The following is a 20,236-nucleotide window of genomic DNA, read 5'->3' as shown; positions in this document are numbered from 1 at the left end:
CTCCCCTGGTCGAGCTCGCGGGGTGGGCCAACCATCGTGAGCAATGGCCAGGCCCCCCCGCGAGTATCGGAGGAGGGGTAAGACGTCCAATCGTTGACTCGACGCGGGAGCGCACCTCCGAGTTGTCTATTCGTTAGGCGCCTGACAGACTAGTAAGGTGCCTAACCAATTTGAGGGTCCCGACCTGGACGCGGCCGGAGCCTGGGCCAAGAAGTACTTCTTGGCGAGTCGAGCGCTGATGGAGTCCGTGCTCCGTCCGTACGACCTCGGCCACACGCAGTGGTACGTCCTGCACCTGCTTGCCATCAACGGGCCGATGAACCAGCGCGACCTGACACGTCTGCTCGAGGTCGAGCGAGCGACGCTCAGCACCATCGTCGGCGCCCTGGTTCGCAAGAGGCTGATCGACCAGACGGCTGATGCAACCGACCAGCGCCAGAAGGTCCTGCACATCACGGCTGCTGGTACCGAACTTTGGAAGACGATCCCAGATCCGATCCAGCTCATCGCATCTGTCGCTTTCGACGGGGTCGATGAAGCCGACGTCGCTACGACCAGGCGCGTGCTCAGCGAAGCCACCCAACGACTGATCGACTACAAGAAGGAGCACAGCCAGACATGACGATCTTGATCACGGGAGGGACGGGTCTGATCGGGTCACGGCTCCTCAAGCGTTTCGCAGAAACGGGGATCGACTGCCGAGCGCTGGTACGCGCCGGCAAGGACGTACCTGAAGGAGTTGAACGGGTGGAAGGAGACATCCTGCACCCGGACACGCTTGCCGCTGCCGCCATCGGCGTGACGGCCATCATCCATCTGGCGGCACTCTTCCGCACCGCCGACGAAGCGCAGATCTGGAAGGTCAACCTCGACGGGACACGCAACCTAATCGCCGCCGTGAAGGAACACAGTCCGCAAGCACGCTTCCTGATGGCGAGCACCTCCAACGTCTATGGGCCCGAGCTCACGCATCCCGGCCGAGAGACCGACGAGACGACCGCGACGCACGCCTATCCAGCGAGCAAGATAGAGGCCGAACGAGAGCTTCGCGGCAGCGGGCTGAACTGGGCGGTCCTGCGCTTCCCGTTCGTGTACGGCGACGGGGACGGGCATTTGGAAGCCGCACCAGCCCAGCTCGCCACCATGGGCTGGCACCCGGCACGCAAGCTCAGCGTCATCCACCACGAAGACATCGCGACAGCGCTCGAGCTCGCGTTGACGGGCGTCATGGATGGCCGCACCGTCAACATTGCGGACGAGTCGCCACTCACCGCATACGAGATGACCCAGATCGTCGGCGGCACCTACGACTCCTCAGGCGACCCGTTGACCAACCCATGGCTGGGCCACATGGACATCTCCCTCGCGAGGAGCCTCGGCTTCCAACCCAACATCGCCACCGCCTACCAAGCCATCCGCGAAGGCAAGCTCTGACCACGCTCACTCAACTACGATCCCGCTCGTCAGGCACACTCCGTCGCTCAAGGTCACGTACGCGACGAAAAGACCTTCAGCCCACCCGCAAGCACGCCTCCCGTGGCCAGCACCAACGAAGCGACCGCGCCGTTCTCCGGCCGATGATCGTCCGCTGTGGCACGATCCGGTCATGCGCTCTCTGAGACGGACGTCACTCGCCGCGATCGCCCTGCTGGCACTGGTCGCTGGAGCCCTGGCAGCGACGAACACCGCGACGGCGGACGCGCCGCCGTTCGCGGTGCGGGGGAGTATCAACCAGCTCTACGTGCTGGGTGCGACGCCGAGCCAGGGGCTCGAGCTGGTCAAGGGCGGCGCGGTCGTCGGGACCGGGACCGTCGACACGGCCGGCAGCTTCGCGTGGCGTGAGCTGGACCCGGGCGCCTACACGGTCCGGTCGACGAACGGCTCCAACGAGGAGCACACCGCGACGGTGACGGACTACGACGACCCCGCGCCGGCCCAGTCGTTCTACGACGCCCAGACCCTCGAGGCCGGGCGCGACTACATCACCACCCGCGACGGCACGACGCTCTCGGCCAACGTGGTGCTTCCGTCGTCGGGCAGCGCGCCGTACCCGACCGTGGTCGAGTACTCCGGCTACGACCCGAGCAACCCGGCCAACACCCGGATGGCGCAGATCTACACGGCCCTCGGTTACGCGTACGTCGGCGTGAACATCCGTGGCACCGGATGCTCGGGCGGCTCGTTCCGCAACTTCGAGCCGGTCCAGAGCCTCGACGGCTACGACGTGATCGAGACCGTCGCCGCCCAGTCGTGGGCGAAGTTCCACAAGGTCGGCATGGTCGGCATCTCCTACCCCGGGATCGAGCAGCTGTACGTCGCGCAGACGCAGCCGCCGCACCTGTCCGCGATCTCGCCGCTGTCCGTCATCGACGACACGTACCAGGGCACGCTCTACCCGGGCGGCATCCTCAACACCGGCTTCGCCGTGCCGTGGGCCACCGAGCGTGACGAGTCCGCCAAGCCCTACGGCCAGGGCTGGGAGCAGGGCCAGGTCGACGGCGGCGACACGACCTGCGCGGACAACCAGGCGCTCCGCCTGCAGAACCCCAGCTCCCTGGACCTGATCCAGGACAACCCCTTCTACACGAAGAAGATCGGCGACCCGATCTCGCCGGCGCTGTTCGTGCACAAGATCAACGTCCCTGTCTTCCTGGCCGGCGCGTGGCAGGACGAGCAGACCGGTGGCCACTTCCCGGCGATGCTCGACGACTTCACGTCGTCGCCGCACCTCTACGCGACGATGACCAACGGCTCGCACACGGAGTCGCTGAGCCTCGGAGTCCTCGACCGCTACGCCGACTTCCTCGACCTGTACGTCGGCCGCCGCACGCCCACGGGCGTCAAGGCGTTCGTCGGGCCTCTGGTCGCGGACGGGATCACCGGCGTCAAGGGTCTCCAGATGCCGAAGGGCCTCGACTACTCCGGCCTGAGCTACGCGCAGGCCCTCAAGAAGTTCCAGCGCCAGGACCCGATCCGGATCCTCTTCGAGGAGGGTGCCGCCGACGGGCAGGACCCCGGCTCGCCGTTGCCGCGCTTCGAGAAGTCCTTCAAGTCGTGGCCGATCGCACGGGCCAAGGCGACCGCCTGGTTCCTCTCGCCCGGAGGCAAGCTCACGGCGAAGCCATCGAAGCTCGCCCCGAGCAAGGCCCGCCAGCGCAGCTACCGCGCCGACCCGTCGGCGCTGCCGACGACGACGTTCGACGGCCCGGGCTCGATCTGGGCCGCGCAGCCGTCGTACCACTGGAAGCAGATCCCGAAGGGCAAGGGCCTCGGCTGGATCACGCCGCCGCTGAAGAAGACCGTCGTGTCGATCGGCACCGGCTCCGCGGACCTCTGGGTCCGCACGCCCAACGCCAGCGACACTGACCTCGAGGTGACCATCAGCGAGGTGCGACCCAGCGGCAAGGAGGTCTACGTGCAGTCGGGCTGGCTCCGGGCGAGCCACCGCAAGCTCGACCGGGCGAAGTCCACGCCGATCTCGCCGGTGCACACCAACCGCGAGGCCGACGCGAGCCCCCTGTCGCGGACGAAGTTCACCCGGGTCCGGCTCGAGCTCTTCCCGTTCGCGCAGCCCTTCCGCAAGGGCTCGCGGATCCGGATCACGCTCGACGCCCCGGGTGGTGCCCGGCCGACGTGGGCGTTCGACACGATCGCCCACGGTGAGCGGGTCCAGGTCGCGACCGACCGGGTCCACCGGTCCCGGATCGTGCTGCCGCTGGTGGCGGGTGTCGCCGTGCCCAGGAAGGCGCCGCCGGCGTGCGGCTCGCTGCGCAGCCAGCCGTGCCGGACGTACCTCGACTAGTCCGTCAGGCACGTCGGGCAGGATGAGCCCATGCGAGTGGGACTGACCGGAGGCATCGCCTCGGGCAAGAGCACGGTGTCCGCGATCCTGGCCGAGCTCGGTGCGGTGATCATCGACGGCGACGTGCTCGCCCGCGAGGTGGTCGAGAAGGGCACCCCCGGGCTGGACCAGGTGGTCGAGGCGTTCGGGCCGGAGATCCTGCTGCCGGACGGCGCGATGGACCGCGCGAAGGTCGGCCAGATCGTCTTCAACGACGAGGCCAAGCGCAAGCTGCTCGAGAGCATCGTGCACCCGCTGATCTTCGAGAGGTACGCCGCGCTGGAGGCCTCCGCCCCAGCCGACGGGGTCGTCGTCCACGACATCCCGCTGCTCGCCGAGTCGGGCCGCGCCGACACGTTCGACGCCGTGATCGTCGTCGAGACGCCGGCGGAGGTGCAGGTCGAGCGCATGCTGCGCGACCGGGGCTGGACCCGGCAGGACGCCGAGTCCCGGATCGCGTCGCAGGCGACCCCCGAGCAGCGGCGCGCGATCGCGACGTACCTGATCGTCAACACCGGCACCCGCGAGGAGCTGCGCGCCCGCGTCGAGGCGGTGTACGCCGAGCTGGTCGCGGCGGCCTGAAATGGTCTCGACCCCGCCCGAATACGTCGGACGGGGTCGAGCGGCTGGCTGCCGCTTTAGGCAGCCAGGTCGGGGTCGCCGAGGCGGCGGAGCTTCTGGAGCGCCTCGCGCTCCAGCTGCCGGACCCGCTCGGCGGAGATGCCGTGCTTGAGGCCGATGTCGGCCAGCTTGTGCTGCCGGCCGTCGACCAGGCCGTAGCGCGACCGGATGATGTCGGCGGCACGGTCGTCGAGCTGACCGACCAGCGAGTTGAGCCGCTCGCGCGACTCGACGTCGAGCACCGACAGGTCGGGACCGGGCGTGGTCTCCTGGGCCATCAGGTCACCGAGCGAGGTGTCGCCGTCCTCGTCGATCGGCGAGTCCAGGCTGACGTGCTCGCGGCCCCAGGCCATCAGGTCGAGCACGCGCTCGAGGCTCATCCCGAGCTCGTTGGCGATCTCCTGCGGGTCGGGGTCCCGGCCGAGCTGACGCTCGAGGGTGCGGCGGGCGCCACCGACCTGGTTGAGCTCCTCGACGACGTGCACGGGGAGCCGGACGACGCGGGCCTGCTGCGCGATGCCGCGGGTGATCGCCTGACGCACCCACCAGGTGGCGTACGTCGAGAACTTGTAGCCCTTGGTGTAGTCGAACTTCTCGACCGCACGGATCAGGCCGGTGTTGCCCTCCTGGATCAGGTCCAGCATCGGCATCTGCGCCCGGCCGTACTTGCGGGCGATCGACACGACCAGCCGCAGGTTGGCGTTGATGAAGGTCTTGACGGCCTGGCGACCCTCCTCGGCGAGCCACTCGAGCTCGTCCTGGGTGGCCGACATCGGCGCGCCGCCCTTCTTGCGGCCGACCCGCCCCTGAGCGAGCAGGTGCTCGGCCATCAGGCCGGCCTCGATCGTCTTCGAGAGCTCGACCTCGGACTCGGCGTCGAGCAGCGGGTTGCGGGCGATCTCATCGAGGTAGAGGCCGACGCTGTCGCGGCCTTCGATCTCGCGCGTTCGGGCTGGAGCGGTACGAGTAGCCATGTGACGCCCTCCTTCTTCAGTGGACGACGCCATTGCGTCCCCACACATCCTCAACAACGTCCACGGTGACCTTTGGATTCCCTCGGCAAACGTGAACCTTCAATAGTGACGACGTGTGAGACGTCCCGGGAGTTGCCTGGGCGGCGTACTCTCAGGGACTTCTCAGGGGAAGCCCCCGGCCGGCTACTCGGCCAGGCCCATCCGGTCCAGGATCCAGGCGAGCGTGAACGCCCGGTCGTGCCACGACTTGTAGCGGCCCGACACCCCGCCGTGGCCGGCCGACATCTCCGTGCGCAGCAGGAAGTCCCGCCGCCCGACCGCCGTCGCCCGCAGCTTCGCCACCCACTTGGCGGGCTCGACGTAGAGCACGCGGGTGTCGTTGAGCGAGGTCTCGGCCAGGATCGGTGGATAGTCCACCGCCGCGACGTTGTCGTACGGCGCGTACGACGCCATGTAGTCGTAGACCGCCGGGTCCGCCTCGGGGTTGCCCCACTCGTCGTACTCGGTCACGGTCAGCGGGAGCGTCGCGTCGAGCATGGTCGTCAGCGCGTCCACGAAGGGCACCGCCGCGACGATCCCGGCGTACTGCTCCGGCGCCTGGTTGGCGATCGCGCCCATCAGCAGGCCGCCGGCGCTGCCGCCCTCGGCGACGAGCGTGTCGGCGGTCGTCCAGCCGGCCTCGACGAGGTGCCGCGCGCAGGCATTGAAGTCGGAGAACGTGTTCTGCTTGGCGAAGAGCTTGCCGTCGTCGTACCAGTGCCGCCCCATCTCGCCGCCGCCGCGCACGTGGGCGATCGCGAACGCCGCGCCGCGGTCGAGCAGCGCGAGCCGCGCGATCGAGAAGTAGGGGTCCATCGAGGCCTCGTAGGCGCCGTACCCGTAGAGCAGCGTCGGGACGGGGCCGGTGCGGCCCTTGCGGGCCACGATCGAGATCGGCACCGCGGCGCCGTCCTCGGCCGTCGCCCAGAGCCGGTGCTCCTCGTAGTCGTCGGCGTCGTACCCGCCGAGCACCGGCGCCCGCCGCAGGAGCGTTAGCGACCGGCTGCGCACGTCGTAGTCGTAGACCGACGCCGGCACCGCCATGGTCGTGTAGCCGAGGCGGACGACGGGCTGGTGGAAGCCCGGGTTGCCGGACGAGCCGACCGTGTAGATCTCGTGGTCGAACTCCACGAGGTAGTCGTCGGTCACGCCCTGCTCGCCGAGCTCGAGGATGCGCAGCTGGGTCAGTCCCTCGCTCCGCTGGTGCACGACGAGGTGGCCGGCGAACGCGTCCACGTCCTCGAGGCGTACGGCGGAGGTGTGGGCGATCAGCGGCCGCCAGTCGGCCGCCGGGGTCGGCGCGACGGGGGCGGTGGCCAGCTCGAAGTCGGCGCCCGTGTGGTTGTGCATCACCAGGAAGACGTCCTCGCCGGCGATGACGGCGTGGTCGAGGGAGTACTCCACGCCCTCGACGCGCTCGGCGAAGACCCGCCAGCCGGCCTCGGGGGCGTCGGCATCGAGGAAGCGGTACTCGCTCGTGGTCTTCGAGCCCGAGGCGATCACCAGGAAGCGGTCGGTGCGGGTGCGGCCCACGCCGACCCAGAAGCGGCCGTCGGTCTCGTGGTGGACCAGCTCGTCCTCGTCCTGGGCGGTGCCGAGCCGGTGCCGCCAGATCTTGTCGGCGCGCCAGGAGTCGTCGATGGTCGTGTAGTAGAAGTTCTCGCCCGCGCGGTCCCAGGTGGCGCCGCCGATGACGCCGACGATCTCGTCGGCGAGGAGCTCTCCGGTCGTCAGGTCCTTCACCCGGATCGTGTAGCGCTCGTCGCCGACCACGTCGACGGCGTAGGCGAGCAGGTTCGCGTCGGGGCTGACGGACGACCCGCCGAGGGAGAAGAACTCGTGGCCCTGGGCGAGCGTGTCGAGGTCGAGCAGCACCTGCTCGCCGGGCAGCGCCGGCTGGTCGGGCGCGGTGTCCTCGGCGGGCTTCGGGGGAGTCCAGTCGTCGGGGTCGACGACCGGGACGCGGCAGCTGGCGCCGTACTCCTTGCCCTCGAAGGAGCGGCCGTAGTACCAGAACCCGCGGTTGCGGGTCGGCACGGACAGGTCGGTCTCGCGGGTGCGGGCCTTGATGCCGTCGAAGATGGCCTGCCGGAGGTCGGCGAGGTGCGCGGTCCGCTCCTGGGTCCAGGCGTTCTCGGCCTCGAGGTACGCGGTGACCTCCGGCGACTCCTTCTCGCGCAGCCACTCGTAGTCGTCGGTGCGGGTGTGGCCGTGGATCTCGGTGCTGGTGGGTCGCCTGTCGGCGACGGGAGGCTGCATGTCGCGACGATAGCGTCGGGGCATGCACGGCCCTCCCGGCAGCCGGACCATCGACCTCAACGCCGACCTCGGCGAGGAGGTCACCGACGACGCCGCCCTGCTCGCGGTCGTCACCAGCGCCAACGTGGCGTGCGGCTACCACGCCGGCAGTCCCGCGATCATGCGGTCGGTGTGCGACGAGGCGGCGCGGCTCGGCGTCTCGGTCGGCGCGCAGGTCTCGTACGCCGACCGGCCGGGCTTCGGGCGCGTCCCCCTGGACGTCGCGTACGCCGTGCTGCGCGACCAGGTCGCCGACCAGGTCGGCACCCTCGCGGGGATCGCGGCCGCCGCCGGCACGTCGGTGCGCTACCTCAAGCCGCACGGTGCGCTCTACCACCGGGTGCTCGACGACGAGGAGCAGGCGCAGGCGGTGCTGGACGGCTCCGTCCTGGACGGGCGGGGCCTGCCCGTGCTGGGCATGCCCGGGCACCTGCTCACGCTGGCCGAGGCGGCCGGTCGACCCGTGCTCCACGAGGGCTTTCCCGACCGCGGCTACACGGCCGACGGTCGGCTGGTGCCGCGCTCGGAGCCCGGGGCGCTGGTCACCGAGGAGGACCGGATCGTGGCCCAGGCCCTCGCGCTGGCCCCGACGGTCGACTCGCTGTGCCTGCACGGGGACAGCCCGGGCGCGGTCGAGCACGCGGCCGCCGTACGCCGGGGGCTGGTCGCTGCTGGTCTGGTGCTGGCGGGGCTGTAGGAGTCTCATCCACAGCTCTGCCCACAGGTCTGGACCAGCGGCTGTGGAGAGCGCGCTCCCGTTGTGGATGACAGGCACCGAGCTGTGGACGAGGTTGTGGGACCGCCGGAGAGTCCCGGCACCCTCTTGCGGGGTGTGACCCGGACCACGTAGAACTCTCCTCACCAGATCACCGGCAACGGGGAGCTGGGGATCGGACAGGAACCACGATCCGCACCGCGAGGCAACTCGCGGCGTCGGCCCGGTGACGGGGCGGACGGGATCGCGGGGAGAGCCCGGTCGACCGGACGTCACCGAGCCGGTCGAAGCGAAGGGCCCCTGGTGCTCATACCACCGGGGGCCCTTCATCCATTTCCCATGGTTGCGGCGTTCGACGCACCGCGCAACGCCGTACGTATGACGTCTGTGTGAACTGCACCAGACTGTCCACCGTGCACCTTCATCCCGTCGGCCGCTCGGCGGTCCTCGCCGAGGTCGCCGACGCCGCCGAGGCGCTCGACCTCGCGACGTGGGCCCGGAGCGCGCGGGTGGCCGCGGTCGAGGTCGTCCCGGCCGCACGGACCGTGCTCTTCGACGGGGTGGACGACCCGGTCGCGCTGGCGGCCCGGCTCCGTGGGTGGAGACCGTCCGGGGAGCTCCCCGCCGGCGACCGGGTCGAGGTGCCGGTCGTGTACGACGGGCCCGACCTGGCGTTCGTGGCCGAGGCGTGGGGGACCGACCGCGACGGTGTCGTGGCCCGGCACGCCGCGGTCGAGTACGTCGCGGCGTTCTGCGGCTTCGCGCCCGGCTTCTCGTACCTGTCCGGCCTGCCCCCGGAGCTCGCCGTACCCCGCCTGGAGTCGCCGCGCGCCCGGGTCCCGGCCGGCTCCGTGGGCCTCGCCGGCGGCTGGTGCGGCGTCTACCCGACCGCGTCGCCGGGTGGGTGGCGGCTGCTCGGCCGGACCGACGCGACCCTGTGGGACCCGGAGCGCGACCGCCCGGCGCTGCTGCCGCCCGGCACCCGGGTGGTGTTCGTCCCGCGATGACCTCCCTCCACGTGCTTGCCACCGGGCCGATGGTGACCGTCCAGGACCGGGGTCGCCCGGGCCTGGCCCACCTCGGCGTCCCTCGGGCGGGCGCCCTGGACGCACCGGCGGCGGCGCTCGCCAACCGGATCGTCGGCAACGACCCCGACGCCGCGGTGCTCGAGGTCGTGCTCGGCGGCCTCGAGCTGCGCGCCCACGGCGGGTGCTGGGTCGCCGTCACCGGCGCCGACCGTGCCCACGCCAGCGCCGAGTGGCTCGCGGCCGGAGCGACCCTCCGCGTGCCGACCCCGTCGACGGGGGTGCGCAGCTACGTCGCCGTCGCGGGCGGGATCGCGGTGCCGCCCGTGCTCGGCTCCCGGTCGACCGACACCCTGGCCTGGGTCGGACCGCCCCGGGTCCAGCCCGGCGCGGTGCTGCCGGTGGGGGATCCGACCGGGAGCCCGCGGTCGGTCGACACCCCGCGACCTCCGCGCCGCGGCCCGCTGCGGGTGCGCGTCGGCCCGCGAGCCGACTGGTTCGACGACGACGCGCTCGACCGGCTCTGCGCGACGCCGTACGTCGTGAGCGCGGACTCCAACCGGATCGGGCTGCGCCTCGACGGCCCGGCGCTCCCGCGGCGGCGCCAGGACGAGCTCGCCAGCGAGGGCATGGTGCTCGGTGCGGTGCAGGTGCCGCCGAGCGGCGTACCGATCGTGTTCCTCGCCGACCACCCGCCGACCGGTGGCTACCCGGTGCTGGCGGTCGTCGAGGAGGAGGACCTGTGGCAGTGCGCGCAGCTGCGACCGGGCGACGAGGTCCGGTTCACTCCGGCGCGGGCGGGCTCCACGGGGTGAGCGCCGGGTCGTCCTCGGCATAGCTGCGCACCGGCCCGGCGGGCGTCTCGGCGGTCTCGAACCGGACGGTCACCACGCCGCGGCCCGATCCCCACACCCAGCCCTGGCCCATCTCGGCGTGCACGACGTCCATGCCGGGAGCCCAGGTGCGACGGGAGTGGTGCGGCACGTCGATCTCCGGCAGCTCCTCCTCGTCCTCGGTCGTCTCGCCGAAGAGGTCCTCCTGGACCCAGTCGGCGAGTCCGGAGACGCCGACGCCGAGCAGGCGCACCCCGCCGGAGGTGTCGAGGTCGGCGAGGAGCCCTCGGGCGAGCCGGGCGATCGTCGACGCGGTGTCGGTGGGGGAGGCGAGCGTCGTCGACCGGCTCAACGTGGTGAAGTCGTGCATCCGGACCTTGATCGTGATGGTGCGCCCCGACAGGCCGCTCTTGCGCAGCCGCTTCGCGACGTCGCCGGCCTGGCGGGTCAGCAGGTGCTCCATCAGGCTGCGGTCGGTCAGGTCGTGGTCGTAGGTGCCCTCGACGCTGACCGACTTGGCCTCCCGCTCGGCGACCACCGGACGGTCGTCCCGCGCACGGGCGAGCGCGTAGAGCCAGTGGCCGCTCGCCTTGCCCAGCTCGCGGACGAGCTCCTCCTCGCTGAGCTGCTCGAGGTCGGCGACGGTCTGCACGCCCACCCGTCGGAGCCGTTCGCTGGTCGCCGGCCCGACCCCGGGGATGACGGCGACGCTCATCGGGCGGAGCAGGTCCTGCTCGGTGCCGGGCGGGACGACCACCAGTCCGTCGGGCTTGTCGAGGTCGCTGGCGACCTTCGCGATGAACTTGGAGGTGCCGATCCCCACGGACGCCGTCAACCCGCCGGTCACCTCGGTCAGCCGGGTCCGCAGCTCCTCGGCGAACGCGGTCACGCTCGGCAGCGACAGGTCGCTCAGTCCCGGATGGACGTCGGTGTCGGCAGCCGCGAGGTCCACGAACGCCTCGTCGAGCGACAACGGCTCGACCAGCGGCGAGATCGAGCGCAGCAGCAGCATCACCTGGTCACTGGTCGAGCGATAGGCGTGGAACCGGCCGGAGAGGAAGGCCGCGTGCGGGCACCGCGACCGGGCCTCGCGCATCGACATCGCCGAGCGGACGCCGTACGTGCGGGCCTCGTACGACGCCGTCGAGACCACCCCGCGGCCGCCGACGCCGCCCACGATGACGGGCTTGCCGCGCAGAGAGGGCTTGTCGCGCTGCTCGACCGCCGCGAAGAACGCGTCGAGGTCGAGGTGCAGCACCGACGCAACCGCTCGCACCTCGGCAACCTATCGCGGGCGTCCGACAGCTCCCGACGGCCCACCTTCCGTGCACAGGCGAGCCTCCTCGCGGGGTCTCCACAGGCCCGTCCGCAGGCCGTCGTCATCGTCGGCGACGGCGGGGAGCGTCGTCGCATGACCGCACACCCGACCAGCCCCACCACGACCCTGACCGCCCGCACCCCTGAGGACATCCTCGCCGTGGTGCCTGTCGTCCTCGGCTTCGAGCCGACGGAGTCGCTCGTCATGCTCACGTTCGGCAGCGACCCGCCGTTCCACGCTCGCGTCGACCTGCCGGACGAGCTCGACCAGGTCGCCGAGATGGCCGGCCTGCTCGTCGACCCGGCGTGCCGGCAGCGCGTCCCACGGGTGTTCCTCGTCGCCTACAGCGACCGTGACCGGTTCGCCGAGAAGGCGCTGCGGATGACGGCTCGTGCGTTCGAGCGGTCCGGCGTGGCGGTGATCGACGGCCTGCTGACCGACGGGCGCCGGTGGTCGCCGGTGCCCGGCCGCGCCGGCGTGCCCGCCGACGGGGTGCCCTACGACCTGTCCGCGCACCCGTTCGCCGCGCAGGCGGTCTACGACGGTCGCGTGGTGCATGCCTCGAGGGAGCGCCTCGCCGCGACGCTGACGGCCGACCGCGACCTCGTGGCCCGGGTGGTGCCGGCCCTCGCGGCGCTCACGGGGGACCCCGCGCCCGCGCTCGAGGAGGGGGCCTGGGCGCGGGACCTGGTCCTGCGCCACGTGCGGGACCGCACGGCGCCCGCGGACGCCGAGGTCGCTCGCCTGCTGCGCGGGATGCTCGACCTCCGGGTCCGCGACGCCGCCTGGTCGCCGCTGTGCCGCGAGCGAGCGCGGGAGCACGTCACCTTCTGGACCGACGTGGTCCGGCGGGCACCGGACCCGATGGTCGCGGCACCGGCAGCGCTGCTGGCGTTCGCCGCCTGGCAGGCCGGGCAGGGGGCGCTCGCCTGGTGCGCGGTCGACCGGTGCGTCGAGGCCGACCCGGGCTACTCGCTGGCCGGGCTGGTGGCCGAGGTGCTCACCCGCGCCGTACCGCCGGACACCTGGGAAGGAGGCTTCGACTGGACGGCGGGCATGGCCGTCTGACGCACCGGGTAGTGCTCCGACGTGACGCGGACGGTCGGGGTCGAGGAGGAGCTGCTGCTCTTCGACCCCGCGACCCGGGAGGTCGCCGCCGCGGCCCCGTCGGTGCTCAAGGAGTTCCGCGAGCACGGGCACGGGCGGCAGGTGCCCCGGGCGGCCACCGACGAGCTCGACCAGGAGCTGTTCCGGCACCAGCTGGAGACCAGGACCGACCCCGAGACCGATCTCGACACCGTGCTGACCCAGCTGCTGGCGGCGCGGCGTACGGCGGGGCAGGCGGCGCGGGCCTCCGAGCTCCGGACGGGAGCCTGCGGGATCGTGCCGCTGGGCGGTCACCGGTCCGTGGTGACCTCCAACGACCGCTACCGCGCCATGGTCGACACCTTCGGGGAGGTGGCCCGCACCGGTGGGACCTGCGGCATGCACGTGCACACCGAGGTCGCCTCCGACGAGGAGGGGGTGGCCGTGATCGACCGGATCGCGCCGTGGCTGCCGGTCCTGCTCGCCCTGAGCACCAACTCGCCGTTCGTGGACGGCCGGGACTCCGGCTACGCCTCCTGGCGGTCGCAGGTCTGGTCCCGCTGGCCGAGCGCGGGTCCGACCGAGCAGTTCGGGTCGGTCGAGGGGTACGCCGAGGTGACCCGGATGCTGATCGAGACCGGGGCGGCCCGGGACGCGGGGATGCTGTACTTCGACGCCCGGCTGTCCGTCGGTCAACCCACCGTCGAGGTGCGGGTGTGCGATGTCTGCACCGACCCCGGCATCGCGCTGGGCATCGTCGCGCTGGTGCGTGCCCTCGTCGAGACCGCCGCGCACGATGACCGGGCCGGCCGGCAGTTCCCACGCTGGCGGGCCGAGACGTTGCGGGCCGCCCAGTGGCGGGCGGCGCGGTTCGGGATGTCCGACACGCTGGTCGATCCGACCGCGGGAGGCCTGCGTCCGGCCCGCGTGGTCGTCGAGGCGTTGGTCCAGACGGTGCGCCCGGCGCTGGAGGCCGCAGGTGACCTGGACCGGCTCCGCGACCTGCTCGAACGCTGCGTCAGCGACAACGGAGCGACGCGTCAGCGGGCTGCGTTCGAGCGCAGTGGCACCCTCGTCGCGGTGGTCGACGACCTCGTTGCTCGCACCGAGGGCTCCTGGACCCGCCCGGACAGGCCCTAGGGTCTGCACATGGGCGAAGAGGTAGATGCTCAGGAGTTCTCCCGCGCTGACCGCACGCGCCACCGGGAGAAGGTGCGCCGCAACCTCGACGTCTTCGCCCGGATGCTGCGCGAGGAGCGGTTTGACACCGACGACCCGATGACCGGGCTCGAGGTCGAGCTCAACCTGGTCGACGAGGCCGGCGACCCGGCGCTCAAGAACGCCGAGGCGCTCGAGGCGATCGCCTCGCCGGACTTCCAGACCGAGCTCGGGCAGTTCAACATCGAGATCAACGGTGCCCCGGCGAAGATCCGCGACGGCGGCCTGACGACGTTCGAGGAGAGCCTGCGACGCAGCCTCAACGACGCCGAGCAGAAGTCGGCGGAGATCGGCGCCCACATGGTGATGATCGGGATCCTGCCGACCCTCGCCGAGGGGCACATGGGCCTGGACAGCCTGAGCGCCAACCCGCGCTACAAGCTGCTCAGCGAGCAGATCCTCAACGCCCGCGGCGAGGACATCACGATCGCGATCGACGGCACCGAGCGGCTGCGCACGACCGCCGACTCGATCGTGCCCGAGGCGGCCTGCACGAGCACCCAGTTCCACGTGCAGACGTCCCCGGACCAGTTCGCGGCGTACTGGAACGCCTCGCAGGCGATCGCGGCCGTGCAGGTGGCGGTGGCCGCGAACTCGCCGTACCTCCTGGGCAAGGAGCTGTGGCGCGAGACCCGGATCCCGCTCTTCGAGCAGGCGACCGACACCCGCAGCGAGGAGCTGAAGGCACAGGGCGTCCGGCCGCGGGTCTGGTTCGGCGAGCGGTGGATCACCTCGGTCTTCGACCTGTTCGAGGAGAACGTCCGTTACTTCCCGGCTCTGCTCCCGGTCTCCGACGACGAGGACCCGCTGGAGGTCCTCGAGGCGGGCGGCACCCCCAAGCTCGCGGAGCTGCGGCTGCACAACGGGACCATCTACCGCTGGAACCGCCCGGTCTACGACGTCGCCGGGGGAGTGCCGCACCTGCGGGTCGAGAACCGCCTCCTGGCGGCCGGCCCGACGGTCGCGGACACCATCGCCAACGCGGCGTTCTACTTCGGGCTGGTCCGCGCGCTCGTCGAGAGCGAGCGGCCGCTGTGGTCACAGATGTCCTTCAGCGCGGCGGAGGAGAACTTCCACGTCGCCGCCCGCCAGGGCATCGACGCCCACATCTACTGGCCCGGCGTCGGCCAGGTGCGCGCGACCGAGCTCGTGCTGCGGCGGCTGCTCCCCATGGCCCGCGAGGGCCTCGCCTCGTGGGGCGCCTCGCAGGAGGAGTCGGACCGCCTGCTCGGCATCATCGAGCAGCGCTGCCTGCTCAGCACCAACGGCGCCGAGTGGTTCGTGCAGCGGGTGCAGGCCGAGGGCAACCGGGACCGGTACGACGCGCTGCGGGCGAGCCTGCTCGACTACCGCGAGCGCATGCACACCAACGAGCCCGCGCACACCTGGGACTGAGCCACCCACTCAGCGGGTCCGCAGCCGCTTCCACTCCCGTCGTACGCCGGACCGCGGGTCGAACCAGCCCTTGCGGGTGACGACCACGAGCGTCAGCTCCACCGCGGCCTCGGCGCCGGCCGTGCGGACCGCCCGCACCCACGCGAGGTCGAGGTCGCCCACCTCGAGCACGCCCGAGCGGGTAAGCCAGAGCAGCGGGACCGCGCCGGTGACCGGCGCGTGCCGTCGGGCGGTGTGCAGCAGCGCCGCGACGACGTCGCTGCGCAGGGCATGGTCGAGCTGCTCGTCCGGGGGGACTGCGAAGACGTCCTCCGGCCCGCCCGGCCAGCCGACGTGGAGGAGCGGCGGGTGGACGCGGCGCGGCTCACGGGCGGCATGGTCGGCGACCGCCCGCCGCAGCACCGTGTGCAGCGGTCGGGTCAGCGGCTCCTGGATGCCCTCGATCGTCACCACCTCCGTCCGGGCCGCCCCCAGCCTGACCTGACCCCGGGTGCCGCGCACGGCCTCTCCACAGGCTGCGTCCTCGTCGCCGGATCGGCTACGGTGCCGGTGGGTCTCTCGGAGGCCCGGCAGCCGGCAGCACCGAGCGTGGGAGGTCCGATGGGAACCGTCGTCGTGGGTTACGTGCCCAAGCCCGAGGGCGAGGCCGCGCTGCGCACGGCGGTCGCGGAGGCGAAGCTCCGGTCGGCCAGCCTCGTGGTCGTCAACTCCCAGCGCGGCGGTGCCGAGTTCGACCAGGACGCGTCCACCCAGACCGACCGCGAGATGAACGCCGTGCGCGCCATCCTCGACGGCACCGGCGTGCTCTACGAGATCCGTCAGCTCGTCCGCGGCTTCGAGCCCGCCGAGGACCTGATCAGCATCGCCGAGTCCAGCCAGGCCGAGCTCATCGTGATCGGCCTGCGCCGCCGCTCACCGGTCGGCAAGCTCATCCTCGGCAGCAACGCCCAGCGGATCCTCCTCGACGCGCACTGCCCGGTGCTGGCGGTCAAGGCCGACTGAGGCCTCGTGCACGACGCGCTGAGGGCCGCTCTCACTCCGGTGCTGGATGACGTCTGCACCACGACGCTGGCCTTGGTCGTCGAAGACTCCGACTGGAGCGACGACGTCAACCAACCCTCTGCCTTCCTCCGTGCCCCGGACGGGACTGGAGCCGGCGTCTCGGTCTGGCTCCCGGACCCGGAGCTCGAGCAGCGAGTCTCCGTGGCCGACCAGGTGCAGGAGCAGGTCGTGGAGAGCATCGGCGGAACGGCCTCGAACTGGCCGATCTGTCCGGAGCACCCCACGACGCACCCGATGACCGCCCGCGCCGTCGACGGCGTGGCGTGCTGGGTGTGCCCGGCATCCGGGACGCCGGCCGCTCGAGTGGGTTCGCTCGGCTCGACCTCTGCGGCAAGATGAGCCCATGGCCACGATCCACATCACCGGCGACCCCGCAGCCGACCAGGTCCTGACCGACGACCCGTTCGCGCTGCTGGTCGGGATGATGCTCGACCAGCAGTACCCGATGGAGCACGCGTTCCGCGGTCCGGCGAAGGTGCTCGACCGGTTCGGGACGCTCGACCCGGCGCGGATCGCGGCGGCCGACCCCGAGGAGTTCACGGCCCTCTGCTCGACGCCGCCGGCGATCCACCGCTTCCCGGGCTCCATGGCCGCGCGGCTGCAGGAGCTCGCCAAGATCGTCGAGGACGAGTACGCCGGCCACGCGGAGCGGATCTGGACCGAGGCGACCGACGGCAAGGACTTCCTCAACCGGATGCAGGCCCTGCCGGGGTTCGGCAAGCAGAAGGCGCAGATCTTCGTGGCCCTGGTGGCCAAGCAGCTCGACGTACGGCCCGAGGGCTGGGAGGCCGCGGTCGGTGCATACGCCGAGGACGGCTACCGCTCGGTGGCCGACGTGGTCGACGGCGCGAGCCTGCAGAAGGTCCGCGACTTCAAGAAGCAGAAGAAGGCCGAGGCCAAGGCGCAGGCGGGCTGATCCGCCCCAGGACCGGACCAGTCCGGCCCGGTTGCCGGAATCGTTGGGCCTGCGTGGCAGAATGTTCAACGCGGCTCTTGACGTCTCCGGGACGGGCCGCGCCCAAGACCTGTTTTGACCGTCGTTGACGAGAGGTGTTCGTGTCCTCGAACGCGCGCAAGCTGCTCCCCGCCGAAGTGCTGACCCACCCGGCCGTCGTTGCTCTCATCGAGCGGGGGACGCCGACCGGTTCCCTCACCCCTGAAGAGGTTCGACAGGCCAGTGAGGACGCGGCGATCGACCCCCGTCATCTCAAGGCGCTGCTCGGCCACCTGAGCTCGCTCGGGATCTCCGTGCACCTGCCGGTGACGACAACCCGTGCGGTGGCGGCGACATCGACCCGCAAGACGACGACGGCGAAGGCGACCAAGGCCGCCCCCGCCAAGAAGGCCGCGCCCGCCAAGAAGGCGGCCGCGAAGAAGACCGCCGCCCCCGCCGACGGCGAGGCCGTGGTCGAGGTCGTCGTCGCGGAGGCCGTGATCGGCGCCGACGGCAAGAAGATCCTCCCCGACGTCCCGGACGAGCAGTTCGAGAAGGACGTCAAGGCCGACCCCACGATCGAGGAGGACGAGAAGTCCGCCACGTTCGTCGTCTCGGCGGCTGACGACACCGACGAGCCCGAGCAGCAGGTCATGGTCGCCGGCGCGACCGCCGACCCGGTCAAGGACTACCTGAAGCAGATCGGCAAGGTCCCCCTCCTCAACGCCGAGATGGAGGTCGAGCTCGCCAAGCGGATCGAGGCCGGCCTCTTCGCGGAGGAGCGGCTCGCCAAGGGCGTCAAGATGACCCCGAAGGTCCACGAGGAGTACGAGTGGATCGCCGAGGACGGCAAGCGCGCGAAGAACCACCTCCTCGAGGCCAACCTGCGGCTCGTCGTCTCGCTCGCCAAGCGCTATACCGGCCGCGGCATGCTCTTCCTGGACCTGATCCAGGAGGGCAACCTCGGTCTGATCCGCGCGGTCGAGAAGTTCGACTACACCAAGGGCTACAAGTTCTCGACGTACGCCACCTGGTGGATCCGTCAGGCCATCACCCGCGCGATGGCCGACCAGGCCCGCACCATCCGGATTCCCGTGCACATGGTCGAGGTCATCAACAAGCTGGCCCGCGTGCAGCGCCAGATGCTCCAGGACCTGGGCCGCGAGCCCACCCCGGAGGAGCTCGCCAAGGAGCTCGACATGACCCCCGAGAAGGTCATCGAGGTCCAGAAGTACGGCCGCGAGCCCATCTCGCTGCACACCCCGCTCGGTGAGGACGGCGACTCGGAGTTCGGCGACCTGATCGAGGACTCCGAGGCGATCGTCCCGGCCGACGCGGTGTCGTTCACGCTCCTCCAGGAGCAGCTGCACGCCGTCCTCGACACGCTCTCCGAGCGCGAGGCCGGGGTCGTGAGCATGCGCTTCGGCCTGACCGACGGCCAGCCGAAGACCCTCGACGAGATCGGCAAGGTGTACGGCGTGACCCGCGAGCGGATCCGCCAGATCGAGTCGAAGACCATGTCGAAGCTGCGGCACCCGTCGCGCTCGCAGGTCCTGCGCGACTACCTCGACTGACCCGCGACACCGATGACGGGCCGTACCGCGCAGCTGCGCAGTGCGGCCCGTTTCGCGTCCCGCCTGTACGGCGAGCGGGCGGGCCTCGTCGTCGACGGGTACGTACGCCGCAACGCGTTCGCCCGGCTCCAGCTCGCCCCGGGCCGGGACGACCCGTACCCGATCTACGAGCAGATCCGTGCCCACGGGCCCTTCCTCGCCACCCCGCAGGGCAACCTCACGACCGCCGACCACGCGATCTGCAAGGAGGTCCTGCGGAGCCGGCGCTTCGGCGTCCAGCCCGAGGGCCAGGAGCCGCCGGCGGACTTCGACCTGTCCTTCCTCGATCGCAACCCGCCCGACCACACCCGCCTGCGACGCCTGGTCGCGCCGGCCTTCAGCCCCCGCCGGATGACGGACTTCCGGGCCGCGGTCGAGAAGACGGTGGGCGGGCTGCTCGACGACGTCGACGGGCAAGGCACCTTCGACCTGGTCCCGGCGCTCGCGTCCCCGCTCCCGATCGCGATGATCACCGACCTGCTCGGCATCCCCGACGCCGACCACGCCACCTTCACCCGCTACGGCATGGCGCTCGGCAGCGCGCTGTCGGGGCTGCGGTCGCTCCGCCACGCGCAGGAGGTGATGACGGCCGGTCGCGACCTGGACCTGATGTTCGACCAGCTCTTCGAGCTGCGCCGGCGCGAGCCCCGCGACGACCTGATCACGGCGCTGGTCGCGGCCGAGGGCGAGCAGGTGCGGCCGGACGAGATGGCCCCGTTGTGCGCGCTGCTGCTGATCGCCGGCTTCGAGACCACGGTCAACCTGATCGGCAACGCCGTCAACGCACTGCTCGACCACCCGGACCAGTGGTCGCTGCTGGTGGCCGACCCGAACCTGGCGGGAGCGGCGGTGCAGGAGACCCTGCGCTACGACCCCCCGGTGCACCGCACCGCTCGCGCGTCGTGGGACGACGTCGAGATCGCGGGGCACGCCGTACGCCGCGGGCAGTGGATCAACGTCCTGATCGGCGGCGCCAACCGCGATCCGGCGGTCTTCCGCGACCCGCACACCTTCGACCTCACGCGCACCGACGGCGCCGACCACCTGGCGTTCTCCAGCGGCATCCACCACTGCGTCGGCCGCCCGCTGGCCGAGCTCGAGGCGACCGTCGCGTTGCGCGCGCTGGCCGAGCGGATGCCGGGGCTGCGCCGCGCGGGCGCCGTACGACGACGCAACGCGACACTGATCCGCGGCCCGCTGAGCCTGCCGGTCCGGGTGGGCTGACCCGGCCCACTCGCTTCACGTTTCAATCGCTACGATCCAG

19 protein-coding genes are annotated in these 20,236 nt (G+C 71.4%); 15 read left to right on the top strand and 4 right to left on the bottom strand.

All coding sequences use genetic code 11. From position 1 onward, the window contains the following. The first annotated feature begins 157 nt into the window (after positions 1 to 157). The 4 genes from ABEA34_RS23115 to coaE all read left to right on the top strand — a co-directional run bounded on the left by ABEA34_RS23115 (position 158) and on the right by coaE (position 4,423). On the top strand, positions 158 to 622 hold the full coding sequence (locus tag ABEA34_RS23115) for a MarR family winged helix-turn-helix transcriptional regulator (RefSeq protein WP_345524115.1): 465 nt from the start codon (positions 158 to 160) through the stop codon (positions 620 to 622). After that, a complete protein-coding gene (locus ABEA34_RS23110; RefSeq protein ID WP_345524113.1) occupies positions 619 to 1,434 on the top strand; it encodes an NAD-dependent epimerase/dehydratase family protein in 816 nt (271 codons plus the stop codon). The genes ABEA34_RS23115 and ABEA34_RS23110 overlap by 4 nt, the downstream gene beginning before the upstream one ends. Positions 1,435 to 1,606: 172 nt before the next feature. Further along, positions 1,607 to 3,802, top strand: coding sequence for a CocE/NonD family hydrolase (locus ABEA34_RS23105; RefSeq protein ID WP_345524112.1), 2,196 nt, complete (start codon positions 1,607 to 1,609; stop codon positions 3,800 to 3,802). A 30-nt stretch (positions 3,803 to 3,832) separates the two neighbouring features. Then, the gene (gene coaE / locus ABEA34_RS23100; RefSeq protein WP_345524111.1) at positions 3,833 to 4,423 is read left to right on the top strand and encodes a dephospho-CoA kinase; all 591 of its coding nucleotides are present in this window, start codon (positions 3,833 to 3,835) and stop codon (positions 4,421 to 4,423) included. Positions 4,424 to 4,479: 56 nt separating this feature from the next. Here coaE and ABEA34_RS23095 read toward each other — a convergent pair whose 3' ends face one another. Both ABEA34_RS23095 and ABEA34_RS23090 read right to left on the bottom strand, forming a co-directional pair. Further along, positions 4,480 to 5,436, bottom strand: a complete 957-nt coding sequence (locus ABEA34_RS23095) for a sigma-70 family RNA polymerase sigma factor (RefSeq protein ID WP_345524110.1) — start codon at positions 5,434 to 5,436, stop codon at positions 4,480 to 4,482. Positions 5,437 to 5,619: 183 nt separating this feature from the next. Next, positions 5,620 to 7,734: a S9 family peptidase gene (locus tag ABEA34_RS23090; RefSeq protein WP_345524109.1), complete on the bottom strand. Its 2,115-nt coding sequence runs from the start codon at positions 7,732 to 7,734 to the stop codon at positions 5,620 to 5,622. Positions 7,735 to 7,756: 22 nt separating this feature from the next. On the opposite strand from ABEA34_RS23090, the gene ABEA34_RS23085 reads away from it, so the two are divergent. From ABEA34_RS23085 to ABEA34_RS23075, 3 genes are all read left to right on the top strand, one after another. Further along, positions 7,757 to 8,470 carry a LamB/YcsF family protein gene (locus tag ABEA34_RS23085; protein WP_345524108.1) on the top strand — a complete coding sequence of 238 codons (714 nt, stop codon included), beginning with the start codon at positions 7,757 to 7,759 and terminating at the stop codon, positions 8,468 to 8,470. Between the two features lie 431 nt (positions 8,471 to 8,901). Continuing rightward, positions 8,902 to 9,495 (top strand): 5-oxoprolinase subunit B family protein, encoded by a 594-nt coding sequence (locus ABEA34_RS23080; protein WP_345524107.1) that lies wholly within the window; start codon positions 8,902 to 8,904, stop codon positions 9,493 to 9,495. Next, positions 9,492 to 10,328 carry a 5-oxoprolinase subunit C family protein gene (locus ABEA34_RS23075; protein ID WP_345524106.1) on the top strand — a complete coding sequence of 279 codons (837 nt, stop codon included), beginning with the start codon at positions 9,492 to 9,494 and terminating at the stop codon, positions 10,326 to 10,328. Before ABEA34_RS23080 ends, ABEA34_RS23075 begins: the two co-directional genes overlap by 4 nt. Here the strand turns inward: ABEA34_RS23075 and ABEA34_RS23070 are convergent. Next, positions 10,297 to 11,622: a DNA polymerase IV gene (locus ABEA34_RS23070; protein ID WP_345524105.1), complete on the bottom strand. Its 1,326-nt coding sequence runs from the start codon at positions 11,620 to 11,622 to the stop codon at positions 10,297 to 10,299. The genes ABEA34_RS23075 and ABEA34_RS23070 overlap by 32 nt on opposite strands. Before the next feature lie 135 nt (positions 11,623 to 11,757). Between ABEA34_RS23070 and ABEA34_RS23065 the strand changes: the two genes are divergently transcribed. The 3 genes from ABEA34_RS23065 to ABEA34_RS23055 are packed head-to-tail and all read left to right on the top strand — an operon-like array spanning position 11,758 to position 15,363. Beyond that, positions 11,758 to 12,732 (top strand): DUF4192 domain-containing protein, encoded by a 975-nt coding sequence (locus ABEA34_RS23065; RefSeq protein WP_345524104.1) that lies wholly within the window; start codon positions 11,758 to 11,760, stop codon positions 12,730 to 12,732. Between the two features lie 21 nt (positions 12,733 to 12,753). Further along, complete coding sequence (locus tag ABEA34_RS23060; RefSeq protein ID WP_345524103.1) at positions 12,754 to 13,890, top strand: carboxylate-amine ligase; 1,137 nt, start codon at positions 12,754 to 12,756, stop codon at positions 13,888 to 13,890. Between the two features lie 9 nt (positions 13,891 to 13,899). After that, positions 13,900 to 15,363, top strand: a complete 1,464-nt coding sequence (locus ABEA34_RS23055; RefSeq protein WP_345524102.1) for a glutamate-cysteine ligase family protein — start codon at positions 13,900 to 13,902, stop codon at positions 15,361 to 15,363. Positions 15,364 to 15,372: 9 nt separating this feature from the next. Here ABEA34_RS23055 and ABEA34_RS23050 read toward each other — a convergent pair whose 3' ends face one another. After that, positions 15,373 to 15,864 (bottom strand): hypothetical protein, encoded by a 492-nt coding sequence (locus ABEA34_RS23050; protein ID WP_345524101.1) that lies wholly within the window; start codon positions 15,862 to 15,864, stop codon positions 15,373 to 15,375. A gap of 99 nt (positions 15,865 to 15,963) precedes the next feature. Between ABEA34_RS23050 and ABEA34_RS23045 the strand changes: the two genes are divergently transcribed. From ABEA34_RS23045 to ABEA34_RS23025, 5 genes are all read left to right on the top strand, one after another. Further along, positions 15,964 to 16,365, top strand: coding sequence for a universal stress protein (locus ABEA34_RS23045; protein WP_345524100.1), 402 nt, complete (start codon positions 15,964 to 15,966; stop codon positions 16,363 to 16,365). A gap of 6 nt (positions 16,366 to 16,371) precedes the next feature. Continuing rightward, complete coding sequence (locus tag ABEA34_RS23040; RefSeq protein ID WP_345524099.1) at positions 16,372 to 16,764, top strand: hypothetical protein; 393 nt, start codon at positions 16,372 to 16,374, stop codon at positions 16,762 to 16,764. Between the two features lie 4 nt (positions 16,765 to 16,768). Then, on the top strand, positions 16,769 to 17,341 hold the full coding sequence (locus ABEA34_RS23035) for an HhH-GPD-type base excision DNA repair protein (protein WP_345524098.1): 573 nt from the start codon (positions 16,769 to 16,771) through the stop codon (positions 17,339 to 17,341). Between the two features lie 134 nt (positions 17,342 to 17,475). After that, a complete protein-coding gene (locus ABEA34_RS23030; protein ID WP_345524097.1) occupies positions 17,476 to 18,933 on the top strand; it encodes an RNA polymerase sigma factor in 1,458 nt (485 codons plus the stop codon). A gap of 12 nt (positions 18,934 to 18,945) precedes the next feature. Then, a complete protein-coding gene (locus ABEA34_RS23025; protein ID WP_345524096.1) occupies positions 18,946 to 20,196 on the top strand; it encodes a cytochrome P450 in 1,251 nt (416 codons plus the stop codon). The last annotated feature ends 40 nt before the right edge of the window (positions 20,197 to 20,236 follow it).

The organism is Nocardioides conyzicola (assembly GCF_039543825.1).
Classification (GTDB): Bacteria; Actinomycetota; Actinomycetes; order Propionibacteriales; family Nocardioidaceae; genus Nocardioides; species Nocardioides conyzicola.
Note: the sequence above shows the minus strand (reverse complement) of the source record. Positions and strands in the feature narration are given on the sequence as shown.